The following is a 22,834-nucleotide window of genomic DNA, read 5'->3' on the forward strand; positions in this document are numbered from 1 at the left end:
TTGACGATAGACCATTCAGTCTACTACGGTCAGAAGTAGACCAACTGTTCTACTTTCCAGGAGGACGAGATGACCGACACCGCTGAGACCGTTGACCGCTTCAACGCCGCGTTTCGGCAGCGCGACAAGGACGCACTCGCCACCCTCGTCCATGACGACTGCGTGATGGTCGCGGCCCAGCCCGCTCCCGACGGCGCCGCGTTTGTCGGGAAGGACGCGTGCGTGGCGTTCTGGGCCGAGCTGATGGACGACGAGTCGACCACTTTCGAAGTCCAGCACGTGTTCTCGGCCGGAGACTGGGCGGCAGTGCGGTGGCGCTACCGCTTCGGGCCCACCGACACGGAATCCGTTCTCGGCGTGAACGTGACGCGGGTGAGCGACGGCCGTGTCATCGAGCAACTCGGGTACACCAAGACGCCCGGTGGGCTCCCACTTCCGGACTGACCCCTCGACCTCGACAGCCTGCCGAGTCCACGCAGCTCGACTCGGCGGGCTCACCCCACTTCGTGCCCCCATCAACCATCGAACCGCCACTGTGATGGTTGCTCGGTGCTCAAGGTCGAAGGCTCAAGGTCGAAAGGCGAGGCGTCGCCCGCCGGGCCGACATCGCACAGCGCGCCGATCATCGGAAACTGTTCGTCGCTGGGTGGACTTTTGTTTCCGAAGATCGCGATGGTCGGGTTGGTAGCGGTCGGCGCAGGCGGGCTGCCGAGATCTGCGGGCCATCACAATGAGCGGCAACGACGTCGCTTCAGTCGCCAGATGTCCTGGGCCGAGCCATTGTGATGTCCTGGCGATCCGCGACCAGCCGTGGCCACGCCGCGCCGTACGACGCAACTCCACCACCCGCCCCTCGACCTCGGGACTGGTACGCCGAGGCGTCGTGTGCGGCCGCGATGACCGATCCCGCAGGCCCATTTCACCCTCAGCCGCGCCCGTCAAGGGACGGTGCCGTCGGTGGGCCTTGGATACTGTCCTCGACGGGCCCCGACCGAGGAGAGCAGATGAACACCCGACCACCACTGCCGCCGTTCACCGAGGAGACCGCGATCCAGAAGGTCCGGGCCGCGGAGAACGCCTGGAATCTGCGCAATCCCGAGGCCGTGTCGCTCGCCTACACGACCGATACGAGGTGGCGAAACCGGGACGTCTTCGTCAACGGACGTGACGAGGTGGTCGGGTTCCTGACGCAGAAGTGGGAGCGCGAGCTCGACTACCGCCTGATCAAGGAACTCTGGGCGTATACCGGCAACCGGATCGCGGTTCGCTTCGTGTACGAGTGCCACAACGCCGACGGGCAGTGGTTCCGCAGCCACGGCAACGAGAACTGGGAGTTCGACGAGTTCGGGCTGATGCGAGTACGCCGGGCCAGCATCAACGACCAGTCCATCAACGAGTCCGACCGGCTCTTCCACTGGGACGCTCCCGGACCTCGTCCCGACGACCACCCCGGCCTGACCGAGCTGGGACTCTAGCGCCGATCGTCGCGACCTACAGAGCTCGCATCACGCGTTCGACGTGTGGACCCGCAGGTGTGCGATCTGGTGGCCGGCCGCCTGGACCGCAATCACAACCCATTACGCCGCAGCCGCCGCGAGACAATTCCGACATGGCTGTCGACGTACTCACGGAGATCCTGATCAACCGCCCGATCGAGCAGGTCGCGGCGTACGTCGGTGATCCGACGAACGCACCGGAGTGGTACACGAGCATCGAGTCCGTCGAGTGGCGGACCACACCGCCGGTGGCGGTCGGGTCCCGGATGGACTTTGTGGCGCACTTCCTTGGTCGGCGCCTCGCCTACACCTACGAGGTGGTGGAACTGGTGCCGCACGAGCGCCTGGTGATGCGCACCGCGCAGGGACCGTTCCCGATGGAGACCAGCTACCAGTGGACGGCGGCTGGCGAGGCTGCGACCCGGATGAGCCTGCGCAACCGCGGCGAACCTTCCGGGTTCGCGGGTGTCGCGGCTCCGCTCATGTCCGCGGCCATGCGACGCGCCAACCAGAAAGACCTCAGGCGCCTCAAACAGCTCCTCGAGGTGTGATCGTCACAGGTGCGGTGCGAGGGCGACCAGATTGTCGCCTCAATCGCGGCGGCGATGGGCGGTGATGATCCAGGCGCGGGAGTCGAACCAGACGCCGTCTGGGGTCTGGTGGGCGGCGAGGTCGGCGAGGAGGCGTTGGCGGGCGTGTTCGGCCTGGGTTGGGTCCAGGCCCGCAACGAGGTCCTGGGTCATCCGGAGACTGCTCGCGGCTTCGCAGGCGGTCTCGGCGTCTCTGCCGTAGTACACAGGTTCGCGTACGTCGGTGACTTGAATGCCGGTGAATCCCGCGGCGGTCAGGATGCGTTGCGCGGTCGCCGGGTCGGCGAGGGAGAACGCGCCACCGGTGACGGGCTCGGTGCGTTGCGCGCCGCGGAACACGGCGTACCACTCCTGGTGTTTGCTGTCCTGCCAGACCAGCTGCACGAGCCGCGAGCCCGGACGCAGTGCGCGGGCGATGTTGGTGAACGCGACCTCGGGGTCGGTGAAGAACATCGTGCCGAACCGGCTGATCCCTAACGAGAAACGATCCGATGGAAAGGCGTGGTCCTGGACATCGGCCTGCTCGAAGGCGACGTTGCGAAGGCCTTCCTGTTCGGCCAGCCCGCGAGCGGTCGCCACCATCTGGGCGGAGATGTCCACGCCGACCGCGGAGGCCGCCCGCCTGGCGGCGTCCCGGGTCGTCAGCCCAGTACCGCAGCCGATGTCGAGCACGTGATCGTCGGGGCCGACCTTCGCGGCCGCCTGCAATCGCTCGTGATAGCGACGGAGCTCTGCGTCGTAGTCGAACGGTTGATCCATGCGTACGACGCTAAGCCGCCTACCTGCATGGTGAAAAGCGATAGTTCTCGATCGATTTCATCGCGAAGCCCGATCCACGCGGGTATCTTCAGGTCATGGCCGAGGTTGAGTTGCGGCATCTGGCCACCATGGCCGCCGTCGCGGATGAGGGATCGTTCGGGCGTGCGGCGGTGCGACTCGGGTACACGCAATCGACGGTGAGCCAGCACATCGCGACGCTGGAGAAGGCCGTCGGCGGTTCGGTGTTCGACCGGCCCGGCGGGCCGAAGCCGGTGCGGATCACGCCGCTCGGCACAGTCGTGTTGTCCCACGGTCGGGACCTGTTGGAGCGGACCGACGACCTGGCCGCCGCGGTCGACCGGTTCAAGGCCGGCGAAGGCCGCATCGACATCGGCACCTTCCAGAGCGTCTCGAACGTGCTCCTGCCGCACGTCATCCGCCGGTTGCGCGAGGAGCTCCCCCGCTGCGACATCCGGCTGATCGAGGACGAGTCGGATCCACCACCCGTCGGCACGGTGGACCTGATGTTCCACGACCGCCGAGTCCCCGGCGAGATCGAACATCTCAAACTGCTCGACGATCCCTATGTCCTGGTGGCCCCACGCGGCGCGTTCCCCGACGGACCGGTCCGAGTCACCAGTCTGGACCGTGCACCAATGGTGGCGTGGCCACCCACCTGCGACCAGCGCGAGGTCGAGGCGATGTTCGCCCGCAACGACGTCCGGCCGCAGATCGTGTTCCGTGCCGTCGGCAACGAAGCCGTACTGGCGATGGTCCGGTCCGGACTGGGCTCCGCCGTACTCCCCTGGCTGGTCCTGACCGGCGCCGAAGTCGCCGATCCGGAACTCTCCATCCACGACCTGCACCCCGCGCCCTCACCCCGCGAGATCTACCTCCTCTGGCAAACCGGCCGCACCCAATCCCCCCTCACCGAACGAGCCATCGACATCACAGTCGAAGTCGCAACCCAATGGAAAGCCCACGACCGCGGATCAGCCACCGCCGGTCGGTAGCTGGAAGGCTGCGACCAGAGTGGCGGCGCCGGGATCGCGGCGCCGCCGTTGCCTAGGCTACTTTCCGGTGGTGTAGCGGATGACGTCGTTGCGCAGTACGTCGCCTGAGACCTTGACGATGCGCAGGGTGTGGTCACCGTTCTTCAGGCCGGTTTGGGTGAAGGCCGGGCGGGCGGTGACGCGTGCATCGTTGGCGAGGTTCACTCGGCGTACGAGCTTGCCGTCGAGGTAGACGTCGGCATCGCCCTGGTCCGGGCCGAGTGCGGTGAGCCATTCGACGCCGGTGCCGCGGAACGCGAAGTCGATCGCCGCGCCGTTCGCGGTGGCGTAGTGCACGTCGTCGTGGTGGTCGCCGCGGAACCGGAAGTCGAGCACCGTACTGCCGACGGGCTGGGCCGCGAGGTACTGCTTGCTGATCGTCACGGCCGTTCCGTCGGCGGTGTAATCGGTCCCCTTGACGAGGTCCTTGCCGCCCTTCGCGATCCCGTCCAGTTCGGCGGAGTCGCGCCCGATCTGGACACTGACATCGGCCTGCGCGGACGGGTTCTTGTCGAACGCCGCCGTGTCCGGGTTCAGCAGGCTCTCCTGCCGCACGTTCAGCTTGTCGAGCAGCATGAACTGTCCGGACTTCTTCACACCACGGATCGTGTGCGTTCCGTTCGGCAGGTCCGAGATGCTGTACACGACCTGCTGCGCACCGCGCCCGTCGGCCGGATCGCGATGGGTGTCGACCGTCGCCTTGAGCGCACCGTCGATGTAGATCTCGACATCTCCCTGCGACTCGTGCGTCTCCGTCACGTAGTCCACCCCGGTGCCGACGAAGCTGTACGTGAACGCGTCGCCGTTGGCCTCGGTGTACTGCACGTCGTCCTGATAGTCACCGAGCCCGCGACCCGTGCTCCGGCTCCACGAACCCGTGTAGACGATCTCCGGGTTGTCGTTGTTCACCGAGATCGTCCGCACGCCGGCATCGGTCGACGTCGCGGCCGCGCCGGCCTTCGCCGCCGACGAGTCGGTGACCGCGACCGTGAGCGGTTCGGAGACCGCCGGTACCTCGAAGTTGCCGTTGCGCTGCCAGGTTCCGTCGTACGACACCCGCAGATCGTCGTCGTTGACGCTGACCTTCGAGTTCTTCTGCGGCGTGACGGTGAACAACCGGGTCCCGTGCGGCGGCACGGTCGCAGCGGTGTAGCCGGACGCGAACTGGCCCAGGTTCTTCTTCGCCCACAGGTCACGCACCTGCGCGGACCCGTCCAGTCCGAGGTCCGCCCAGTTCACCGTCATGTTGGCCTCGGTGGTGCCAAGGTTGAACAGGGCAACGGTGTACGAGCCGTCAGCGTTGAGCGAGTACCACGTCTGCCGGTTCGTCTTGGTGGACACCGGTTGGGCCGGCCGCCCGGCCTGGTTGACCGCGATCACCTCGCGGTTGGTCAGCAGTTCGAGGCCGTACGAATCGAGCTTGGTCATGTCGTTGCCGATGTAGAACGGGGCCGCGGACACTGCCCACAGCGTCGCCGCCGTACGCCGCTCGTCTTTCGTCAGCCCGTCCATCGTGCCGTTGCCGACGTCCAGGGAGTCAAGGTCGTTCCACCCACCCGGTCCGCCATGGCGCCACCAGTCGGCGAGCTTGGGGAACAGTCGCGCGATGTTCTGCCACGTCGTGAGTGCCTCACCAGGGCAGTAGCACTCGACGTCCCAGTCGATCCGCCATCCGTTCGCGTACTGCTTCCAGTAGTCCGCGTAGTTGATGTCGAGAGCCCAGGACAGCTCGAGCCAGATGCCGTGGCGGGCGAGGGCCTGCGACCAGGCCTTGACCTCGTCGCGTGCGTCCATGGACAGGTCGCTGACCCCTGAGCCCGGCGTCACGCTGTCGAACTTCAGGAAGTTGACGCCCCAACTGGCGTAGAGATCGGCGATGGAGTTGATGTAGGCCTGCGCGCACGGCTTCGCGACGTCGATCCGGTAGCCGAAGCCCCAGTAGTCGCCCTTCTGCAGCGGTTGGACCGCCAGGTCTCCCGTCGTACATCCGGGGGCGCCGTACACCGGAAGGTTGGCGTCCAGCATCGCCTTCGAGATGCCGGGGATGCCGTAGAGCCCGATCTTCTGGCCGTTCGCGTGGACGTGGTCGATCACTGCCTGCAGGCCGTCGGGGTACAGCGTCTTGCTCGGCACCGGCCGGCCGTAGTCGTCGATGCCGCCGTTCCAGCCCGCGTCGATGTTGATGTACTCGTACCCGTACGGCTGCAGCTTCTGGTGCATCGCGTCCGACTGCGCCTCGATCTGGTCGGCGGTGATCCAGCTGCCGCCGTTCGGCGAGTACACCTGCATGCTGTAACTGCTCCAGCCCATGTAGGGCTTCCGCGCCTGCTCACCCGCCGGCGGGTACGTCGTACTGGCCGCGGTGACCGTCTGCAGCGGAGCCGCACCGGCGGAAGACGCCGCGGTCAGGCCGACCGGGAGGAGAGCGGAGACGGCGAGCGCCACGAGTGGTCCTCGGATCGCCTTGTTTCGAAGGAATCTGGTCATGAGCGGCTGACCTCTCTGCGGGTCCCCGAAGAAGCGATCGGATAGGATATCTGAACCCTGATGCCTTTTACTTACTCTTGTCAAGTATGTGAGCGCGGGGAAATGCTCCCGCCGTCGGTCAGGTCGCTGCGACGGTGATCAGGACCTTGCCGACTGCTCCACTCTCGACGGCTGCGTGGGCGGCGGCGGTGTCTTCGAGGCGGTAGCGGTGCAGCGGGAGGCCGGCCTGCTCTCCGACGCGGTAGGCCCCGTCCTCGATGGCGTGGTTGATGTCTTCCGCGGCGGCCGTGATCCGGTCCCAGCCGAGCGTGTAGAGCAGGACGAACTGGTAGCGGGCGTTGAGGCCCATGTTCCGCCGTACGTCGAGCTCGAACGGCGTACCGCCGTCGTTGGCGTAGATCGAGATCGTCCCGCGCGGACGCAGTACTGCGAGGTCGAGCTCGGCGTTGGCGCCCGCCGCGACCTCGACGACGAGGTCGACACCGTCGGGAGCGATCCGCCTGACCACCTCGGCCGCGTCCGCCTTCGTGTAGTCGACGACGTGGTGTGCCCCGGCGGCCGTCGCGAGCGTGGCCTTCGACTCCCGGCTGACTGTCGAGATCACGGTCGCGCCGGCCCAGCGGGCGAGCTGGATCGCGGCGTTGCCCACCGCACCGGCTCCCCCGGCGACCAGGATGGTCCGGCCGGACAGCGCGCCTGGCCGGAGCCGGCCCGCGCCGCCATCGCCGACCGTCAACGCGCGGTGTGCGGTGATGGCCGGGATGCCGGTACTCGCGCCGAGCTCGAAGTCCGCGTTCGCCGGCAGAGGGAAGACGCGGCCGGCGGGCACGACAGTGAACTCCTGGGCCGTGCCGCTGCCTGGACGGCCGTCGCCGGCCAGAGTGACCCAGACACGGTCGCCCACGCTGAGACCGTCCACACCACCGCCCACCGCGTCGATCACGCCCGCGCCGTCGTGGTTGGGCACCGTGGCCTCGTCCGGTCCACCGCCGTACGAGCCGCTCCGCGACTTCCAGTCCGTCGGGTTCACGCCCGACACCACCACCCGGATCCGCACCTCACCGTCACCCGGCTCGGCGACCGGCCTCTCCCCGAGCTCGAGAACCGACGGATCTCCGGAACGCGCGTACGTGATAGCTCTCATGCCTTGCATCCTCCTCCCGTACGACGGCAGCAGCGAACCGCCCGCCCAGAACCATGAGGTGATGGCCGGTCCCTGCTCGTCTTCGGCCGAGCTCGGCTGGAGGACCCTAGTCCGTCGAGAAGGTGATCGGTGTGTCTTCAGTGCCGATCAGCGTGAGGAGCCGAGCGCCTTCGAGCTCGATCGCCTCCTGCTCATCAGTGGTCAACGGGCGGTGCGGCGTGATCCGCACGCTCGGTTCCTTGCCACGGTGGTGACGCCAGTCGGCCTGGTAGTCGCCGTCGATGAGGAGCGTGCCCATCGCAGCGCCGTTGCCCGGCGGCAGTGGGATCGACCGTCCGGACGGATTGACCCGCCGGCGATCCGCGTGCGAGAGCAGCAGATTGTCGTACTCCGCCAGGAACCGCACCGGCGCCGGCGTTTCCGGATCAGGCAGCGTCCCGTCCGGTACGTCGTACAGCTCCCGCCCGTCGTCGTCGGCGTACACACGCAGCTCGAGCCGATCCACGACCTCCCGCAGCTTGGTCAGCCCGGACCAGGTCTGTACGTCGGCCACACTCGCGGGACCGAACGCCGCCAGATACCGCAGTACGAGCGAGTCGATCGGACCACCGGTCACCGGCGACCGGCCGAGCCAGCTCTCGATCGTCTGCAGGGCAGCAGGGCCGCTCTCGCCCCAGATCCCGCGGGGAGTGACGTGGACCGTGCCGGTCAGGTAGCTGACGGCGTACGCCATCGCCGTGGCGTCCCAGTCCGGCCAGTGCTCACCGAGCACGTCGCGCAGCCGGCTGCGGGTGTACGGCTCCTGGCTCAGCAGCTCAGTGCCGTAGGCAACAACCGCGTCGACATCGGCCCCGGCCAGTTGTTTGCCGAAGGCACCCCGCAGCCCTCGATCCGCGACCGGATGCACGAGCCGCCACAGCGACAGGCAATCCTCGGCGGTGACGAGATGAATCGTTGCTCGCATCAACGAGGAACGCACGAGCCGGCGCGACCTCAGCAGCGCGGACAGCTCCTCCGGGTCGAAGCTCTCGAGCCTCGACCACAGCGCGACGTACGGCGCCAACGGCGCCTGGGCCTGGAGGCCCACCAACCGCTCGATCAGCTCGGTCGCCGGCCCGCTCCCCCGGTCCAGCAACTGCTGACGCTGGAGCAACGCCCGATTCAGGGCACGACGGCTGAGCACCGAACGCGGCACTGTTGCACTCATCGCCCCAGCGTACGGAAGAACGACTCAGTAGCCGGCGTTGCCGCCCGACGAGGACGCCTGGGTGGTGATCTTCTGGCCGTTCGTGGCGTCCACCCACCAGGTGCCGTCCACGCCCTGGCCGTTCACATCGCCGGCCTTGGAGTCGTTGGCGAAGTGGTAGAGCGGCCATCCGGCCAGCGTCACCTGCTTGGTGCCGTCGGTACGGGCCACCGTGCCCACCAGCGAGGGGTCGACCCCGCTGACCTGCGGCTCACCGGTGCCTGCGAGGAACGGCGGCCACAGCGCGGCGCAGCCGGTGTAGCAGTTGGACTTGGACGGCTTGGCGGTGTCCAGGTCGTACACGTACAGCGTGCGGCCGGTGCCGTCGACAACGATCTTCCCGAAGTTCCCGGCGGTGGCCGTGGACACCTTGGCCGGAGCGTTGGAGGCCGGCGCCGACGCGGCGGGCGTGCTCTGCGGCGCGGGCGAGCCGGCACTCGAGCCATTGCTGCAGGCTGTCAGGGTGGACAGCCCGAGCACCGCCGTACCGGCGAAGAGGGCAATGCGCTTCATTTCAGGTTTCTCCTTGCGCTGTTGATCATTCGACACTCCTCACACGGTCGGATCGAACGGACGGGTTCAGAGCGCGGAGCAGGTCTGCGGCTGGCACCCAGCACGCCTTCCTGCTAGCCGGTAGATGGGATGCCCGCAGGCCCTGACGACTCGGACGCCGGTTTCCCAGCAGGCTGGAACGGTCGGAAGACCGCCAGATCCGAAGGGTCAGCCCATGAACGCCGTCGCGGACCTCGCCGAAGTCGTCACGGAGTCCGTGACCGCACCGTCGGGACGGCTCGTCGCAGGGCGGTACCGGCTTCGGTCGCTGCTGGGACGCGGGGCCATGGGACGGGTCTGGCTGGCCGAGGACGAGCTGTTGTGCCGGCCGGTCGCACTCAAGCAGCACCTGGCGAACGACACCGGTTCGGTGGAAGCGGCCAGGGCAGCGCGGGCCAGGTCGCTCAACGAGGCGCGGACCGCGGCCCGGGTCAGTCATGACGGGGTGGTCAGGATCCTCGATCTCGTCCGCGAAGGCAGCCTCCCCTGGATCGTGATGGAGCCGCTGTCCGGGCAGACTCTGGCCCAGGTGATCGCGACCGAAGGACCCCTGCCGATCGACCGGGTGATCCGCCTCGCCCTGCGCCTGCTCGACGTACTGCGGAGTGTCCATGCGGCCGGCATCGTTCACCGCGACGTCAAACCGGGCAACGTGCAGCTGTGTGCCGACGGCCGGGTGGTGCTGACCGACTTCGGCGTCGCCTGCATGCGCGACGAGGACTTCGACTGCCCGCAGGGTTTGGTCGCCGGCAGCCCGGCGTTCATGTCCCCGGAGCAGCTCCGAGGCGACGAGCCCGCACCCCCGTCCGACCTGTTCTCACTCGGCGCGACGCTGTACGCCGCCGTCGAGGGCAGAACGCCGTTCGACCAGGGCGGCCTGTTGGCGACGCTGACCGCGGTCGCGGAGAATCCGCCCGGCCCCTGGCTGCGGGCCGGCCGGCTGCACCCCGTCATCGCCGGCATGCTGGCCAAGGACCCGGCCGAACGTCTCACTACCGGCGCTGCCCGGGCTGCCCTCCTCGACCTCGCGCTAATCTGAGTCCAGGCGGCGTAGGGAGTGGAGATGAGCCGGACCCGAGTGGCGATCGCGGATGACGACGTCCTGCTCCGGGAAGGGCTCGCGAGCCTGCTGGAGCGCTCGGGATTCGAGGTCGTCGGCCAGGCCGGCAACGGCCCGGGACTGCTGGCGCTCGTCCGGCAACACCTCCCGGAGCTGGTCATCATCGACATCCGGATGCCACCTGGCCACTCGACCGAGGGTCTGGAGGTGGCGCAGGCCATCCGGCAGGAGCGCCCTCAGACCGCCATCCTGCTGCTCTCGGCCCACGTCGAGGTCGAGCACGCGATGCAGATTCTCGGCAGTGGACAAGGAGTCGGCTACCTCCTCAAGAGCCGCGTCACGGACGTGGACGAGTTCGTCGAGACCCTGGAAAGGGTCGCCCGGGGTGGCTCCGTGGTGGACCCGGCGCTGGTGAAGGAGCTCGTCGACTCTCGCCGCCGGCAGGACCCGCTCGCGGTGCTCACCGAGCGCGAACGCGAAGTACTGGCGCTGGTGGCCGAGGGCCGGTCGAACGCCGGTGTCGCCCGGCAGCTGTGGGTCACTGAAGGCACCGTGGAGAAGCACGTCCGCAGCATCCTCACCAAGCTCCAGCTGCCCGAGGCCGATGACGACCACCGCCGTGTCCTGGCGGTGCTCACGTACCTCGAGGGCCGCTGACCCCTGACAGCGCCCGGCGCAAGATTGCAGGCAGCCGGTAGGTGGGTCGGCCGCTGGCGCTGAGGTCCGATCCTCGCTCGCCCGGAAGGGTTGAAGCACGGCCAGAACGCGCGTGACCAGCGTGGACGCCGTTCACCCTCGAGGAGCGTCATGTCGAACGTCCGCCTGGCCACTACGACGACCGCGGCCGCCGAGGCCGGACAGCGGTTCCGCGTGCTCGCCCTGCTGGCCCTGGTCGTCCTACTCGACCAGACGACCAAGCGCTGGGCCTGGCAGCACGTCGACGGCTCGATCATCAATCGGGGCAGCGACATGCTCGCCGGCCCGCGGATCGGCCACTGGTACGCCGACCCGTCCACGGGCGCGCTCCTGGACCTCGCCGGTCTCGGCTTGCTGATCACGGCGTACGTCGTACTGGTACGGCGCCGGCGCCCGACGATCATCCTCGTCTCCGCGGCCCTGGCGATCGGCGGATGGGGCAGCAACCAGCTCGACCGGGTCGGCCTGCATTCCTGGACCGCTCCGGGCAGCGTCCGCGGCGCGGTCGACTTCATTGCTCTCAGCCACTACCGCATCAACCTCGCGGATGTCCTCATCACCGCCGCGACACTCGTCCTGGGAGCCTCGCTAAGCTACCGATCCGGTACCGCGATCTACCGTCGCCTCCGGAGGCGCCGCAAGACGTCGGTCCAGCCACGGACCGTGACCGGATCGATGTCCAGAGGTGCAGCTAGCCGGAATGCCACCGGTCTCCTTCGCTGAAATGGTGGAACCATGGTTCGCTGCATCATCGTCGACGACAGCGCGCGCTTCCTCGAGGCCGCGCGGGCGGTGCTGGAGTACGACGGCATCCAGGTGGTGGGGACCGCCTCGACCAGCGCGGACGCACTCGAGCTGGTGGCGCGGCTGCGGCCCGACGTGACGCTGGTCGACATCGACCTCGGTGCCGAGAGCGGACTGCGACTTGCCGCCCGGTTGGCGGAGCAGGCCAACGGGTCGCCGGGACCGTTGATCATGATCTCCGCGCATTCCGAGGAGGACTACGCTGACCTGATCGCGGCGAGCCCGGCGATCGGGTTCCTGTCGAAGACCGCATTGTCCGGTGCCGCCGTCCGCGCGACGCTCGGCGATGCCGGAGGGCCCTCGACACGGTGAGCACCGCGAGGCCCCGGGAGCACGGCGACCAGCCGGAGGGACTGATGACGGGTCTCGGCCTGAGCGTCCGGATCATCACCGCCAGCGTTCTGCTCGCCGTGATCATCGCCGCAGCCTTCGCCGTACTGCTCTCCTCGGTCACCGAACTGCGCAGCCTGGAGCGACGGGCGCAACAGTCCGAGGACGTGCTGGTCGCCGCGAACCGGCTGGAGCGGCTCATCGTCGAGATGGAGGACGGCCAGCGCGGGTTCCTGCTGACCGGATCCGAGCAGTTCCTGCAGCCGTGGGTGGAAGGCCGCGCGCAGTTCGCGCAGCAGGCCGCCGACCTGGAGAACCTCGTCGCCGACAACGCCGAACAGCACGAGCGGGCCGAGGCCCTCACCCGGGCCGGGACGTCGTACCTGAACGACTACTCCGTACCGCTCGTCGCCGCCGCCAGGCGGGATCGGGCGTCGATCGACGTCCTGCCGGCGACCACAGAGGGCAGGCAACGGGTCGACGCGATGCGGGCGCAGTTCGATCAACTGCTGGACGCCGAGAAGCAACTGGCGATGACGCGCCAGGACAGTGCGCGCGACGCGGCCGGCCGCGCGATGTTCGCCGCAGCCGCGGGCCTGACCGGATCGGTCCTGCTGGTGGCGCTGTTCACCTGGTATCTGAACCGGAGCATCCTTCACCCGGTACGCCGTACCGCCGCCATGGCCGAGCGACTCGCGGCCGGCGATCTCGGAGCCAGAGTGTCCGACCACGGTGTCGGCGAGATGGGCGTGCTGCAGCGGACCTTCAACGCCATGGCCGCGGCCGTGGAGCAGGCACAGCGGGATCTGGCCGGTTCGCGCGCACGCATCGTCGCGGCTGCCGATCGCGCCCGTCAGCGGATCGAACGCGACCTGCACGACGGCACGCAGCAGCGCCTGGTGGCGCTGGCGCTCCAGCTCCGGGCGGGCGAGGCGGCGGTGCCGCCCGACCACCCGGAAGTCCGCGCCCAGCTCGCCAACGCCGCACGCGAGCTCACCAACGCGACTGACGAACTACGGGAGCTGTCCCGGGGAATCCACCCGGCGATCCTGACCGAGGGCGGCCTCGGTCCTGCTCTCAAGGCGCTCGCTCGCCGCAGCCCCGTGCCGTCCGAGCTCACAGTGGACATCCCGGCCAGGCTCCCCGAGGCGGTGGAGGTCTGCGCGTACTACGTGGCGTCGGAAGCGCTCGCCAACACGGTCAAGCACGCCGACGCATCGGCGCTGTGGATCGACGCCCGGGTCAGCGAGGGTCGCCTGCACCTGTCGGTCCGCGACGACGGCACCGGTGGTGCGATGCCTGATCAGGGAACGGGGCTGATCGGGCTGGCCGACCGGGTCGAGGCGCTAGGTGGCACGATCTCGGTGGACAGCCCGGCCGGTGTGGGTACCACGCTGCTGGTGGACCTTCCGCTCGAATCCGGCACCGAGACTCAGCCGAGCTGGTCGCGTCCCGACAACCGGATCCGTCCATGATTCCGTCCCTGCTCAGCTAGCCCGCGTCCGGCGTACGACCGCGTCGAATCCGGCGGCCAGCAGCAGTACGGCGCCCGTGACGATCCACTCGTAGCCCGCGGAGTTCGCGCCCTGGATCAGGTCGCTCATCCCGTTGATGATGACCGCGACGACCAGGCCGCCGAGGACCGCGTCGATGACCCGGCCGTGCCCACCGAACAGCGACGTACCGCCGATGACCGCGGCACCGACGGCCAGCAACAGGGTGTTGCCGGCTCCGGCGTTCGACTGGACCGACTGCAGCAGCGAGGCCGCGACGACCCCGGAGACGGCCGCCATGCCGGAACAGATGGCGAACACCGAGATCCGGATCCGGGACACCACGATGCCAGCGCGCCGCGACGCCTCCTCATTGCCGCCGACGGCGTACACATGCCTGCCATACGGCGTACGACTGAGGATGAAGTGCCAGCCGGCGAACAGGATCACCAGCAGTACGACGACCCACGGCATGCCCTGCGCCTTGTTGCTGAAGAACGCGTTGGCGGACAGGTTGCGGTTGATCCCCATCTCGTACGTGAACGCCGCACCGAGCGCCGCCAGGACGACCACCTTCGCCGCGATCACGGTGAACGGCGGCCGGGACAGCCCCGAGCGCTGGCGTCCGAGTGCGTCGTTGACCTTGACAGCGGCGTACCCGATCACGAACAACGCCCACAACACCCAGCCCAGCCACAACGGCACGAAGCTGTTCTCCAGCTTGATGATCGGCGAGTCGGCGGGCAGCGTCACCGCCCCCTGGCCGCCGATCAGAATCAGCGTGACGCCCTGGAACGCGAGGAACGTCGCCAGCGTGATGACGAACGACGGTACGCCGACCCGGGCGCGCAGCCAGCCGATCCCGAGACCGATGAGGACGCCCACGCCCAGGCCGATCAGGAGTCCCAGCCACCAGGGCGCACCGTGCCGGATCATCAGCACGGCCATGATCGCCGAACACAGACCGCCGGTCGTGCCGGCGGACAGGTCGATCTCGCCGAGCAACAGGACGAAGACCAGGCCCATCGCCATCACGATGATCGGCGCCGCCTGGATCACGAGTGCTTCGATGTTGTAGGCACTCAGGAAGCCCTGGTGCACCACGGCGAACACCACGGTGATCACGATCAGGCCGACCATCGCGGGGATGGAGCCCAGCTCGCCGCCGCGGACGCGGGCGAGATAGTCGCGGATGTACGCACTCAATGCGCCGAATCCCTCGACCGGCTCCGCCCTGTCCGGCTTGACGAGGTGATCTGTCTGGGCGCTCATATCGCCGCTCCGGTCGACTCTTCGCGGGACAGTCCCAGGTCGCCCGAACGGCCGGCGGTGATCAGCTCGACCACCTGCGTCTGGGTCACGTCCTCGCGCCTGACCTGCGCCGCCATCCGGCCCAGGAAGAGGACGCCGATCGAGTCGGCGACCTCCATCACGTCGTTCATGTTGTGCGACACCAGAATCACTGCCACGCCCTGCTCGGCGAGCCGGCGGACCAGGCCGAGCACCTGCTCGGTCTGCGCGACGCCGAGCGCCGCCGTCGGCTCGTCCAGGATGACGATCTTCGACTGCCAGAGCACCGACTTGGCGATCGCCACCGTCTGCCGTTGGCCGCCGGACAGGCTCGCCACCCGCTGCCGTACCGACCGGACGGTCCGTACCGACAACGAGTTCAACGCCTGTCGCGCCAGCTTCTCCATCGAGTTCTCGTCGAGCGTGTGCAGGCCGGTGATCTTCTCGCGGCCGAGGAACATGTTCTGGACGATGTCGAGGTTGTCGGCCAGCGCCAGGTCCTGGTACACGATCTCGACGCCGAACTGCGCAGCGTCCCGCGGGCCGGTGACGACCTGCGGCGTACCGTCGAAGACCAGTTCTCCCGCGTCGATGCGATGGATGCCACCGATGCACTTGATCAGGGTCGACTTGCCCGCGCCGTTGTCGCCGACAAGGGCGGTCACCTCACCGCTGAGCGCGGTGAGGTTGACCGATGACAACACGTGGACCGGTCCGAAGGACTTGTCGACGCCACGCAGTTCCAAGGTGGGTACGCCGGCCATTACGGGGTCTTGATGCCGTTGGCCGCGCACAGCTGGACCAGCGCGGGAGTGGGGCAGACGGCCGCGGCCGTCACGTAGCCGTCGGTCACCGGCTTGGCCACGTTCGCCTTGGTGATGACGGTCGGGTCGGCCAGGTACGCCGGGACGGCGCGACCGCTCGTCGGGTCCTTGACCGTGGTCGGCGCGGTCGGCTTCTGGCCGGCCAGGATCTGACCCGCCAGCTTGATCGCCACGTCCGCCTCACCGGCGACGGGCTTGTAGATGGTGAAGGCCTGCGTTCCCGCCATCACGTTGTCGAGACCGCCGGCGGTGGAGTCCTGCCCGGACACCGCGACCTTGCCGGCGAGACCTTGGGACTTCAGCACGTTGATGACCGACTGCGCCATGGTGTCGTTGGCAACCATGACCGCGTTGATGTCGGGGTGCTGGCCGAGCATCGTGGTGAACACGGTCTGCGCAGTGGCGGCATCCCAGTTACCAGTCTGGTCGGCGAGCTTCTTCCAGCCCGGCTGCTTCGACAGGACCGAGTTGTAGCCCTGCGCGAACTGCGTGGCGTTGTTGTCGGTCGGCGCACCGTCGATCTCGACGTAGTTGACTGCGCTCTTGTCCTTGACCTGCGGGGCCTGGGTCAGCGCCGTGCCCTGGTCCTCGCCGACCTTCACGTTGTCGTAGGAAACGTAGTACGACGCTGTGCCACCGGCGGTGAGCCGGTCGTAGTCGATCGTGACGACGTTGTGCTGCTGGGCCAGGGCCTCGATCGCCTTGCCGGAGCCCGAGTCCAGGTTCACGACCAGGAGCACGCCGACGCCGGCGTTGATCAGAGCCTGCGCCTGCGACTGCTGCGTGGTCGCGCTGCCGTTGGCGTTGTCGATGAAACAGGTGAGCTTGTTGGCCGCACACTGCGCCTTCAGCTCGTTCGGGTCCGCCGAGACCCAGCGCGGCGATGACGCCGTGTCGGGCAGCAGGATGCCGACCTTCGTGTTCGCGGGCGGGGCACCGCCGGTCGAGGAGGTCTTGTTGTTTCCACAGGCGACCAGCCCGGCCGTCATCGCGGTTGCGACTCCGGTCACGGCTACGACGGTGCGGAGTGTTCTACGCATGTCCCAGGGAGCCTTCATACTGGCAACACTCCGCCCGGGCGCCCGACACATCATCCCGGCAAGCGCCCTACCTACCTTCCAGCTAGCCGCACTCCCCGCGCTCCCGCTAACTGCAACAAGACCAGTCCCCGGGTGGTCACCAGGGACTACCACAGGGCTGTCCATCGAGAACGCGTACGGCGACCCGCGGTTGCTGCGCGATCTCGCCGTACCCGGTGCGACCTACGCCCACCAGCTGAACGTGGACGTCGTCGTCGGGCGCCTTCACCCTGGTCGACATGCGCGACGTCGCCGACTCCGTGACAGCGACCGCGCTGACTCTCCCGATCGCTTCCGTCGCGACGTACCTCCAGGTCCTCGACAGCGCCACCGACCTCGGCATCCTCGAGCCAGCCGTTCACGACCTCGCCGTCGACGCCCTCATCAACCACTGGCCCGACCAAGACCCCCGCTGGTCCCTGCTCGCCGCCTGACCCCGGCCGCCCTCGCCGGCAGCAACTGTCAGAGTCGGTACGGTATGGGGATGTTCGAGCTCGGCACCGATGGTCCTCGGTCGATCCTGGTCGGAGTCGACGGGACGGAGACGTCTCTGCGGGCCGGGTCGTACGCCGCCGGGCTGGCCAGGCGCCAAGGCGCGCAGGTGATCGTCTTGTTCGTCCACGTCCCGGCCGGAGGCGGCCTGCTGAACCCGCAGCTGATGGATCTGCATTGCCAATCCCAGGTCAGCGTCGTCGACGAACTGCGGAAAGAGGCGCACCGCAACGCGGCAGCCCTCGGCCTGCACGTCACCTTCCACGAACGCCACGGCAACCCCTACCTCGAACTCGTCCGCCTCGCCGACGAACTCCGCGTCGACGCGGTAGTCGTAGGCGCCTCCATGCAAGCCGGCCACCGCCTCATCGGCTCCCTGGCCACTCGTCTCGTCCGAGACGCCCGCTGGCCAGTCACCGTCGTCCCCTAGGTGAGCGATTCCAGGCGATGCGAGTGCCGTGGGCCCGTGAACGATCGTCCCGCACGCCCTCGACCCGTGCACCCGCCCCAGGAGGTGGCTCGCGGCATCTTTCTGAGCCGGCGGCCCTGCCCTAGCAACATTCGCAGTGCTTTCGGGTGTGATGTTTGCCCTTGTGGATAAGGGATCACGGGCACTGGCGAGGGTTGCATCGACATGCAGGAGTTGCGTAGAATCAAACACATGTTCGAAGGAGATCTGGCAACCTTGTCGACAGCCGACCTGCTGGAGTCGGCCGCGCAGCACCGCGCCGAGGCCAACCGCGCAGAGGCTCGTCTCCTCGAGCATGCCCAGCTGTACGCCGACCGGTTCCATCCCTCGGCGTGCGGGGTCCGGCCAGGTCGGCGTACCAGTGACGGCCGGGAACGCGGGGTCGTGCTGGGCGGGGAGGGGTGTCCGGAGATCGCGGAGTTCGCGGTCGCCGAATTCGGCGTACTGCTGGGGATCTCGCCGGGCGTCGCCGCGGGCTACCTCGCTCAGGCGTTGGCGTTGCGGCAGCGGTTCCCGTTCACGTGGGCTCGTGTCCGGGCCGGTGAGGCGACGCCGTGGAAGGCGTGCCGGATCGTCGCGGAGTGTTCGAAGCTGTCCGAGCAGGCGGCCGGGTACGTCGATCGGCGGGTCGCAGCGCTGGTCGACGCGATCACACCGTACCGGTTGGACAAGATCGTACGGGCCGCGAAGATGCACGCCGATCCCGGCCTGGCTCGGGCCGAGGCCGCCGAGACGGCGCGTGAGCGGGGCGTGTTCATGGGCCGCTCGGACGCGCAGGGCACGAAGACGATCTACATCCGGACCGCATCAGGGAACGCGATCCGGCACGACGCGACCATCGCCGACATCGCCGAGGCGTTGAAGACATTCGGCGACACCAGGTGCCTGCAACACCGCCGTGCGGACGCGGTCGGAATCATCGCCGACGCCCGCTACACCGAAGAACTCCTCACCCAGGCTCGCCAGTACCACAGCCACACCACCACACCCGCCTCCGAGACCACCACTCCGATCGACCCCACCCCTGATATGTCGGCACCTGCACCCGCGCTTGCCGAGCCGACCTGCGCCAGCCGGGGCGCAGCGCCGCTCACGACGTCGGCCCCGGGTCAAGGTGCCGTTTCGACCAAGGGGGCTGGATCAGACAACCTCGAGCCGGACCGGACGAGCTGTGGAGGCCTAGCGGCGGCCCGGGCGAGTGGCTGGGGTGAGCACGGCCCGGATGACGAGGCCGACCGGGATGCACCCCACCCGAGCAACAGCGATCTGCCCGACCCACTCGACATCCCCTCGACAGACCGAGTCGAATCGTTCGACCCCACCCTGCGCGTCGATACCGGCGACGACCAGCCGCTCGGTGCCGCCGGCCTGTATGCCTTGCACGCCCGCCTCGCCCAGATCAAACACGACGCCCACAGCGTGCCCACAACTCGCGGCGGCGGCACAGGCAACGGCCCTGCGCGAGGACGGCTGCGGCCTGGCCGCACTGAGATCTATGTCCACCTCACCGACCACACCCTGGCCACCGGCACCGGGGTCCTGCGCGTCGAAAACGTCGGGCCGCTGCTGGCCGACCAACTCGCCGAACTGATCGGCCACGGCCCCTATACCGTCAAGCCGGTCATCGACCTCAACGGCGCCGTCAGCGCCGATGCCTACGAAATCCCCGACCGGATCCGCGAACGTGTCAGACTCACCCACCCGGTCGAGGTGTTTCCCTACGGCACTCGCGAAACCCGGCCGGCGATGGACCTGGACCACATCCAGCCCTACGACCCGCTCGGCCCACCAGGCCAGACCACGACCGACAACCTCGCGCCGCTGGGACGCTTTACCCACCGGGTGAAGACCCACGCCCGCGGATGGGCCGTCCAGCGCATCGATCAGAAAACCCTGCAATGGACCACACCCCACGGCTTCACCTTCCAGGTCGACGCCACCGGTACCCACCGCGCCTGACGTGCCGTTTGACGCCGCACCGCCTCGGAGTCGGTCAGTAGGGTGAAGCATGGCGGATGAGGCTGATGGGTATCGGTTTCGGGCGGCGACTGTCGCGGATGATGCCTTTGTTTATGCGTTGCACCAGGCTGCGATGGGTGAGGTTGTCGAGGCGACGTGGGGGCCTTGGGATGAGTCGGTGCAGCGGGGGTTCCATCGGCGGTCGTTCTCGCCGGAGCGCCTGCGGGTCGTGATGGTCGGCGAGGTGGAGGCCGGGGTTGTTGATGCTCACCTCGAGGAGGCGGCGGTCTTCTACATCGGGCGGATCGAGATTCTGCCGCGGTTCCAGGGGGCCGGGCTCGGGTCGCGGATTCTGCGGGATCTGCTCGCGGCGGCTCGGGGGCGCGGAGCCGCCGCGGCAGAACTCCATGTTCTGAAGGCGAATCGGGCCAGAGCTCTCTACGAGCGGCTTGGATTCGTCGTCATCGCGGATGAGGATCCGAAGGTCCGGATGCGACTGGAGTTGTCAGACGCTGGTGACGCGGCAGCAGGGCGCTGACCACCGCGATGGCCGCGCCGAGCGCGGCGGCGACGAGGAAGACCAGGTCATAACCGTCAGCGAGGGACGCCGGCCGGCCGGCGGCCGTCGTGAGCGCCGCAAGACCAATCGATCCACCCACCTGACTGGCGGTGTTGGCAAGGCCGCCGACGATCCCGGCGTCGCTCTCAGGCACGTCAGCGGTCACCGCGGCCATCAGCGTCGGGAAGGTCAACCCGATGCCGGCCGCGACGAGCAGCGTCGGCCAGAGGATGCCTGTGAGATAGCCGGTGCCGGCACCCGCCTGCGCAAGCCACCCGAACCCGGCCAGGAAGAACGCGCTGCCGGCCAGGATCAAGCGGCGTACGCCGGTCCGCGGCAACAGCGCCGAAGCCAGTCGCGCGACCACGACGAACGTGACGGCCGCCGGCGTTTGGCCGAGCCCGGACCGCAGTGCGCTGTAGCCGAGGACGTTCTGCAGGAACAGCGATGTGAAGTACCACATCGCGATCGCGATCCCACCGAACAGCAACAGCATGCCGTTGCCGACAGCAACCTTCCGGAGACGGAACAACCGGAGCGGCATCATCGGCCGGGTGGCGACGCGTGCCTCCACCAGCGTGAAGACAGCGAGCAGCAACAGACCTGCCACGATCGGTACGACGACCGGCACCGACGTCCAGCCATGATCGGCGCTCTGCATGACGCCGTAGATGAGAGCGGCCAGCCCCGCCGTGCCAGTGACGGCGCCGGTGAGGTCGAGCGATTCCCGTCGGCCGGTGCGTACGCCGGCGAGCGATGTCATCGCCACGACGATCAGCACCGCACCGATCGGCACGTTGATCAGGAAGACCCATCGCCACGACAGGCCGGTCGTCAGCGCGCCGCCCGCGACCGCCCCCGCCATCCCACCCACACCACCAGACGCGGACCATGCGCCGAACGCTCGCGCACGTGCGTGTTCCTCGGTGAAGTGAGTGTTGATCACGGCCAGCGTCGCCGGTGCGAGCATGGCGGCTCCCATGCCCTGCACAATGCGGGCCGCGACGAGGACCGCGGGGTCTGCGGCCAGACCACCGACCAGGCTTGCTGCGGAGAACAGCAACAACCCGGCTGCCAGCATCCGCCGGTGGCCGAACAGGTCGGCGGCGCGGCCGCCGAGCAGCATGAAGCCGGCGAACGTCAGCAGGTAGCCGTTCACGACCCAGGCCAGGCCGGTGGAGCTGAAGCCGAGGTCTCGCTGGATCGAGGGCAGGGCGACGTTCACGATGGACGCGTCGAGGATCACCATGAACTGGCTGGCACACGCCAGCGCCAGGATCATCCATGCGGATCTCCTGACTGCGGGCTGCATTTCTACTGCGGGTTGCATATCGAGACCTTCCCGGGTGTTGGTATCAGTCAGGCGAGCGTTGGGTAGTCGGTGTAGCCGCGGTGGTCGCCGCCGTAGAACGTGGTGTGGTCCGGCGTGTTGTAGGGGCCGCCGGCCGCGAGGCGGTCGGGCAGATCGGGGTTGGCCAGGAACAGCGCCCCGAAGGCGATCAGGTCGGCGGTGCCGTCCTCGATCAGGTCAAGGGCATCCGGACCGGTGGGCTCGGGAAAGGTCTGCGGGTTGAGGATGAACGCGCCGGCCCACTCCTTGCGCAGCCGGTAGGTCAGGTCGCGGTCCGGGCCTTCCATCAGATGCAGGTAGCTCAGCCCGAGCGGGTCCAGCCGTCCGAGCAGAGCGCCGTACGTCTCGTAGGGATCGACCTCGACGATGTCGTTGTTCGGCACGCCAGGTGAGATGCGAAGCCCGACGTTCTCGGCGCCGACCGCGTCCGCCACTGCGGATGCCAGTTCCACAGGGAAGCGGATCCGTCGCTCGGCCACGCCACCCCAGCCATCGGTACGGCGGTTCGCGTTGGGCGCGAGGAACTGGTGGATCAGGTATCCGTTGCCGCCGTGCAGTTCCACACCGTCGAACCCGGCGGCCATCGCATTGCGGGCCGCCGCGGCGAAATCGCCGATGGTCCGGGAGATGTCGGTCTCGGTGAGCTCCTTCGGCGTGACGAAGTCCTGGGGCCCTTCGTGGGTGAAGACCTGTCCGCGCGGGGCCGTTGCGGACGGGGCGACCGGGCGCAGGCCGTCCGGAAGCAGACTGGGGTGGCCGATGCGGCCGGTGTGCAGGAGTTGCACGTAGATCACGCCGCCCGCGCGGTGCACGGCGTCTGTCACCGTTCGCCACGCTGCGACCTGCTCAGCGCTGTGCAGTCCCGGCGTATTCGGGTACCCCTGGCCGACCGGCGAAGGCTGGGTGCCCTCGGTGACGATCAGGCCCGCTCCCGCGCGTTGCGCGTAGTACTCCGCGGTCAGCGCTGTTGGACTCGCTCCGGGTCCGTACGCGCGACTGCGGGTCATCGGGGACATCACGATGCGGTTGGCCAGGCGCTTGCCACCCAGGTCGTACGGGTCGAAGGCCATCGACATGGTCGGACTCCCGTTCTCGAGGCAGG

25 protein-coding genes are annotated in these 22,834 nt (G+C 68.3%); 14 read left to right on the plus strand and 11 right to left on the minus strand.

The window, feature by feature from the left end; all coding sequences use genetic code 11:
- The first annotated feature begins 69 nt into the window (after positions 1–69).
- The 4 genes from OG817_RS26725 to OG817_RS26740 all read left to right on the plus strand — a co-directional run bounded on the left by OG817_RS26725 (position 70) and on the right by OG817_RS26740 (position 2,047).
- A complete protein-coding gene (locus OG817_RS26725) occupies positions 70–444 on the plus strand; it encodes a nuclear transport factor 2 family protein (RefSeq protein ID WP_360440922.1) in 375 nt (124 codons plus the stop codon).
- Between the two features lie 105 nt (positions 445–549).
- Positions 550–786, plus strand: a complete 237-nt coding sequence (locus OG817_RS26730; RefSeq protein WP_406047365.1) for a hypothetical protein — start codon at positions 550–552, stop codon at positions 784–786.
- Positions 787–1,004: 218 nt separating this feature from the next.
- A complete protein-coding gene (locus tag OG817_RS26735) occupies positions 1,005–1,475 on the plus strand; it encodes a nuclear transport factor 2 family protein (protein ID WP_360440919.1) in 471 nt (156 codons plus the stop codon).
- 134 nt (positions 1,476–1,609) lie between these two features.
- Complete coding sequence (locus OG817_RS26740; RefSeq protein WP_406047366.1) at positions 1,610–2,047, plus strand: SRPBCC family protein; 438 nt, start codon at positions 1,610–1,612, stop codon at positions 2,045–2,047.
- Between the two features lie 39 nt (positions 2,048–2,086).
- Here the strand turns inward: OG817_RS26740 and OG817_RS26745 are convergent, their stop codons facing one another.
- Positions 2,087–2,845 carry a class I SAM-dependent methyltransferase gene (locus OG817_RS26745; protein WP_406047367.1) on the minus strand — a complete coding sequence of 253 codons (759 nt, stop codon included), beginning with the start codon at positions 2,843–2,845 and terminating at the stop codon, positions 2,087–2,089.
- Between the two features lie 95 nt (positions 2,846–2,940).
- On the opposite strand from OG817_RS26745, the gene OG817_RS26750 reads away from it, so the two are divergent.
- Positions 2,941–3,858, plus strand: coding sequence for a LysR family transcriptional regulator (locus OG817_RS26750; RefSeq protein WP_406047368.1), 918 nt, complete (start codon positions 2,941–2,943; stop codon positions 3,856–3,858).
- Between the two features lie 57 nt (positions 3,859–3,915).
- Here the strand turns inward: OG817_RS26750 and OG817_RS26755 are convergent, their stop codons facing one another.
- From OG817_RS26755 to OG817_RS26770, 4 genes are all read right to left on the minus strand, one after another.
- Complete coding sequence (locus OG817_RS26755; RefSeq protein WP_406047369.1) at positions 3,916–6,384, minus strand: X2-like carbohydrate binding domain-containing protein; 2,469 nt, start codon at positions 6,382–6,384, stop codon at positions 3,916–3,918.
- A gap of 118 nt (positions 6,385–6,502) precedes the next feature.
- Positions 6,503–7,528, minus strand: a complete 1,026-nt coding sequence (locus OG817_RS26760) for an NADPH:quinone reductase (protein WP_406047370.1) — start codon at positions 7,526–7,528, stop codon at positions 6,503–6,505.
- 106 nt (positions 7,529–7,634) lie between these two features.
- Complete coding sequence (locus OG817_RS26765; RefSeq protein ID WP_406047371.1) at positions 7,635–8,735, minus strand: winged helix DNA-binding domain-containing protein; 1,101 nt, start codon at positions 8,733–8,735, stop codon at positions 7,635–7,637.
- Positions 8,736–8,759: 24 nt separating this feature from the next.
- Positions 8,760–9,287, minus strand: a complete 528-nt coding sequence (locus tag OG817_RS26770; RefSeq protein WP_406047372.1) for a hypothetical protein — start codon at positions 9,285–9,287, stop codon at positions 8,760–8,762.
- A gap of 214 nt (positions 9,288–9,501) precedes the next feature.
- On the opposite strand from OG817_RS26770, the gene OG817_RS26775 reads away from it, so the two are divergent.
- The 5 genes from OG817_RS26775 (at position 9,502) to OG817_RS26795 (ending at position 13,691) form a co-directional block, all read left to right on the plus strand.
- Positions 9,502–10,365 (plus strand): serine/threonine-protein kinase, encoded by an 864-nt coding sequence (locus tag OG817_RS26775; RefSeq protein ID WP_396395189.1) that lies wholly within the window; start codon positions 9,502–9,504, stop codon positions 10,363–10,365.
- 24 nt (positions 10,366–10,389) lie between these two features.
- Positions 10,390–11,043 (plus strand): response regulator, encoded by a 654-nt coding sequence (locus OG817_RS26780; RefSeq protein ID WP_406047373.1) that lies wholly within the window; start codon positions 10,390–10,392, stop codon positions 11,041–11,043.
- Positions 11,044–11,193: 150 nt separating this feature from the next.
- A complete protein-coding gene (locus OG817_RS26785) occupies positions 11,194–11,805 on the plus strand; it encodes a signal peptidase II (protein WP_406047374.1) in 612 nt (203 codons plus the stop codon).
- 12 nt (positions 11,806–11,817) lie between these two features.
- Entirely contained in the window at positions 11,818–12,198 is a 381-nt protein-coding gene (locus tag OG817_RS26790; RefSeq protein WP_396395187.1) for a response regulator transcription factor, read from the plus strand.
- Complete coding sequence (locus tag OG817_RS26795) at positions 12,195–13,691, plus strand: CHASE3 domain-containing protein (RefSeq protein WP_406047375.1); 1,497 nt, start codon at positions 12,195–12,197, stop codon at positions 13,689–13,691. The genes OG817_RS26790 and OG817_RS26795 overlap by 4 nt, the downstream gene beginning before the upstream one ends.
- Before the next feature lie 12 nt (positions 13,692–13,703).
- Here OG817_RS26795 and OG817_RS26800 read toward each other — a convergent pair whose 3' ends face one another.
- The 4 genes from OG817_RS26800 to OG817_RS26815 form a co-directional block, all read right to left on the minus strand.
- On the minus strand, positions 13,704–14,981 hold the full coding sequence (locus OG817_RS26800) for a sugar ABC transporter permease (RefSeq protein WP_406047376.1): 1,278 nt from the start codon (positions 14,979–14,981) through the stop codon (positions 13,704–13,706).
- Positions 14,978–15,763 (minus strand): ATP-binding cassette domain-containing protein, encoded by a 786-nt coding sequence (locus OG817_RS26805; protein ID WP_406047377.1) that lies wholly within the window; start codon positions 15,761–15,763, stop codon positions 14,978–14,980. The genes OG817_RS26800 and OG817_RS26805 overlap by 4 nt, the downstream gene beginning before the upstream one ends.
- The gene (locus tag OG817_RS26810) at positions 15,763–16,833 is read right to left on the minus strand and encodes a sugar ABC transporter substrate-binding protein (protein ID WP_406047378.1); all 1,071 of its coding nucleotides are present in this window, start codon (positions 16,831–16,833) and stop codon (positions 15,763–15,765) included. Before OG817_RS26810 ends, OG817_RS26805 begins: the two co-directional genes overlap by 1 nt.
- 166 nt (positions 16,834–16,999) lie before the next feature.
- Positions 17,000–17,143 carry a hypothetical protein gene (locus tag OG817_RS26815; RefSeq protein ID WP_406047379.1) on the minus strand — a complete coding sequence of 48 codons (144 nt, stop codon included), beginning with the start codon at positions 17,141–17,143 and terminating at the stop codon, positions 17,000–17,002.
- Here OG817_RS26815 and OG817_RS26820 point away from each other — a divergent pair.
- The 4 genes from OG817_RS26820 to OG817_RS26835 all read left to right on the plus strand — a co-directional run bounded on the left by OG817_RS26820 (position 17,142) and on the right by OG817_RS26835 (position 20,360).
- A complete protein-coding gene (locus OG817_RS26820; RefSeq protein WP_406047380.1) occupies positions 17,142–17,336 on the plus strand; it encodes a hypothetical protein in 195 nt (64 codons plus the stop codon). The two genes, OG817_RS26815 and OG817_RS26820, sit on opposite strands and share 2 nt — an antisense overlap.
- Before the next feature lie 50 nt (positions 17,337–17,386).
- Positions 17,387–17,824 carry a universal stress protein gene (locus OG817_RS26825; RefSeq protein ID WP_406047381.1) on the plus strand — a complete coding sequence of 146 codons (438 nt, stop codon included), beginning with the start codon at positions 17,387–17,389 and terminating at the stop codon, positions 17,822–17,824.
- Between the two features lie 231 nt (positions 17,825–18,055).
- Entirely contained in the window at positions 18,056–19,822 is a 1,767-nt protein-coding gene (locus OG817_RS26830) for a DUF222 domain-containing protein (protein WP_406047382.1), read from the plus strand.
- Positions 19,823–19,871: 49 nt separating this feature from the next.
- Positions 19,872–20,360 carry a GNAT family N-acetyltransferase gene (locus OG817_RS26835; RefSeq protein WP_406047383.1) on the plus strand — a complete coding sequence of 163 codons (489 nt, stop codon included), beginning with the start codon at positions 19,872–19,874 and terminating at the stop codon, positions 20,358–20,360.
- Here the strand turns inward: OG817_RS26835 and OG817_RS26840 are convergent.
- Entirely contained in the window at positions 20,284–21,663 is a 1,380-nt protein-coding gene (locus OG817_RS26840) for an MFS transporter (RefSeq protein WP_406047384.1), read from the minus strand. The genes OG817_RS26835 and OG817_RS26840 overlap by 77 nt on opposite strands.
- A 77-nt stretch (positions 21,664–21,740) precedes the next feature.
- Positions 21,741–22,808 carry an alkene reductase gene (locus OG817_RS26845; protein WP_406047385.1) on the minus strand — a complete coding sequence of 356 codons (1,068 nt, stop codon included), beginning with the start codon at positions 22,806–22,808 and terminating at the stop codon, positions 21,741–21,743.
- Positions 22,809–22,834 lie beyond the last annotated feature (26 nt).

It is taken from the genome of Kribbella sp. NBC_00889, from assembly GCF_045207705.1.
Lineage (GTDB): Bacteria > Actinomycetota > Actinomycetes > Propionibacteriales > Kribbellaceae > Kribbella.

Coding starts and splice junctions, on each gene's coding strand:
- OG817_RS26775 (WP_396395189.1), top strand. CDS start 9,502: ATGAACGCCGTCGCGGACCTCGCCGAAGTCGTCACGGAGTCCGTGACC.
- OG817_RS26840 (WP_406047384.1), bottom strand. CDS start 21,663: ATGATCCTGGCGCTGGCGTGTGCCAGCCAGTTCATGGTGATCCTCGAC.
- OG817_RS26780 (WP_406047373.1), top strand. CDS start 10,390: ATGAGCCGGACCCGAGTGGCGATCGCGGATGACGACGTCCTGCTCCGG.
- OG817_RS26825 (WP_406047381.1), top strand. CDS start 17,387: ATGTTCGAGCTCGGCACCGATGGTCCTCGGTCGATCCTGGTCGGAGTC.
- OG817_RS26815 (WP_406047379.1), bottom strand. CDS start 17,143: ATGTCGACCAGGGTGAAGGCGCCCGACGACGACGTCCACGTTCAGCTG.
- OG817_RS26790 (WP_396395187.1), top strand. CDS start 11,818: ATGGTTCGCTGCATCATCGTCGACGACAGCGCGCGCTTCCTCGAGGCC.
- OG817_RS26845 (WP_406047385.1), bottom strand. CDS start 22,808: ATGTCGATGGCCTTCGACCCGTACGACCTGGGTGGCAAGCGCCTGGCC.
- OG817_RS26830 (WP_406047382.1), top strand. CDS start 18,056: ATGTTCGAAGGAGATCTGGCAACCTTGTCGACAGCCGACCTGCTGGAG.
- OG817_RS26755 (WP_406047369.1), bottom strand. CDS start 6,384: ATGACCAGATTCCTTCGAAACAAGGCGATCCGAGGACCACTCGTGGCG.
- OG817_RS26770 (WP_406047372.1), bottom strand. CDS start 9,287: ATGAAGCGCATTGCCCTCTTCGCCGGTACGGCGGTGCTCGGGCTGTCC.
- OG817_RS26835 (WP_406047383.1), top strand. CDS start 19,872: ATGGCGGATGAGGCTGATGGGTATCGGTTTCGGGCGGCGACTGTCGCG.
- OG817_RS26805 (WP_406047377.1), bottom strand. CDS start 15,763: ATGGCCGGCGTACCCACCTTGGAACTGCGTGGCGTCGACAAGTCCTTC.
- OG817_RS26725 (WP_360440922.1), top strand. CDS start 70: ATGACCGACACCGCTGAGACCGTTGACCGCTTCAACGCCGCGTTTCGG.
- OG817_RS26760 (WP_406047370.1), bottom strand. CDS start 7,528: ATGAGAGCTATCACGTACGCGCGTTCCGGAGATCCGTCGGTTCTCGAG.
- OG817_RS26765 (WP_406047371.1), bottom strand. CDS start 8,735: ATGAGTGCAACAGTGCCGCGTTCGGTGCTCAGCCGTCGTGCCCTGAAT.
- OG817_RS26735 (WP_360440919.1), top strand. CDS start 1,005: ATGAACACCCGACCACCACTGCCGCCGTTCACCGAGGAGACCGCGATC.
- OG817_RS26750 (WP_406047368.1), top strand. CDS start 2,941: ATGGCCGAGGTTGAGTTGCGGCATCTGGCCACCATGGCCGCCGTCGCG.
- OG817_RS26800 (WP_406047376.1), bottom strand. CDS start 14,981: ATGAGCGCCCAGACAGATCACCTCGTCAAGCCGGACAGGGCGGAGCCG.
- OG817_RS26745 (WP_406047367.1), bottom strand. CDS start 2,845: ATGGATCAACCGTTCGACTACGACGCAGAGCTCCGTCGCTATCACGAG.
- OG817_RS26740 (WP_406047366.1), top strand. CDS start 1,610: ATGGCTGTCGACGTACTCACGGAGATCCTGATCAACCGCCCGATCGAG.
- OG817_RS26785 (WP_406047374.1), top strand. CDS start 11,194: ATGTCGAACGTCCGCCTGGCCACTACGACGACCGCGGCCGCCGAGGCC.
- OG817_RS26820 (WP_406047380.1), top strand. CDS start 17,142: ATGCGCGACGTCGCCGACTCCGTGACAGCGACCGCGCTGACTCTCCCG.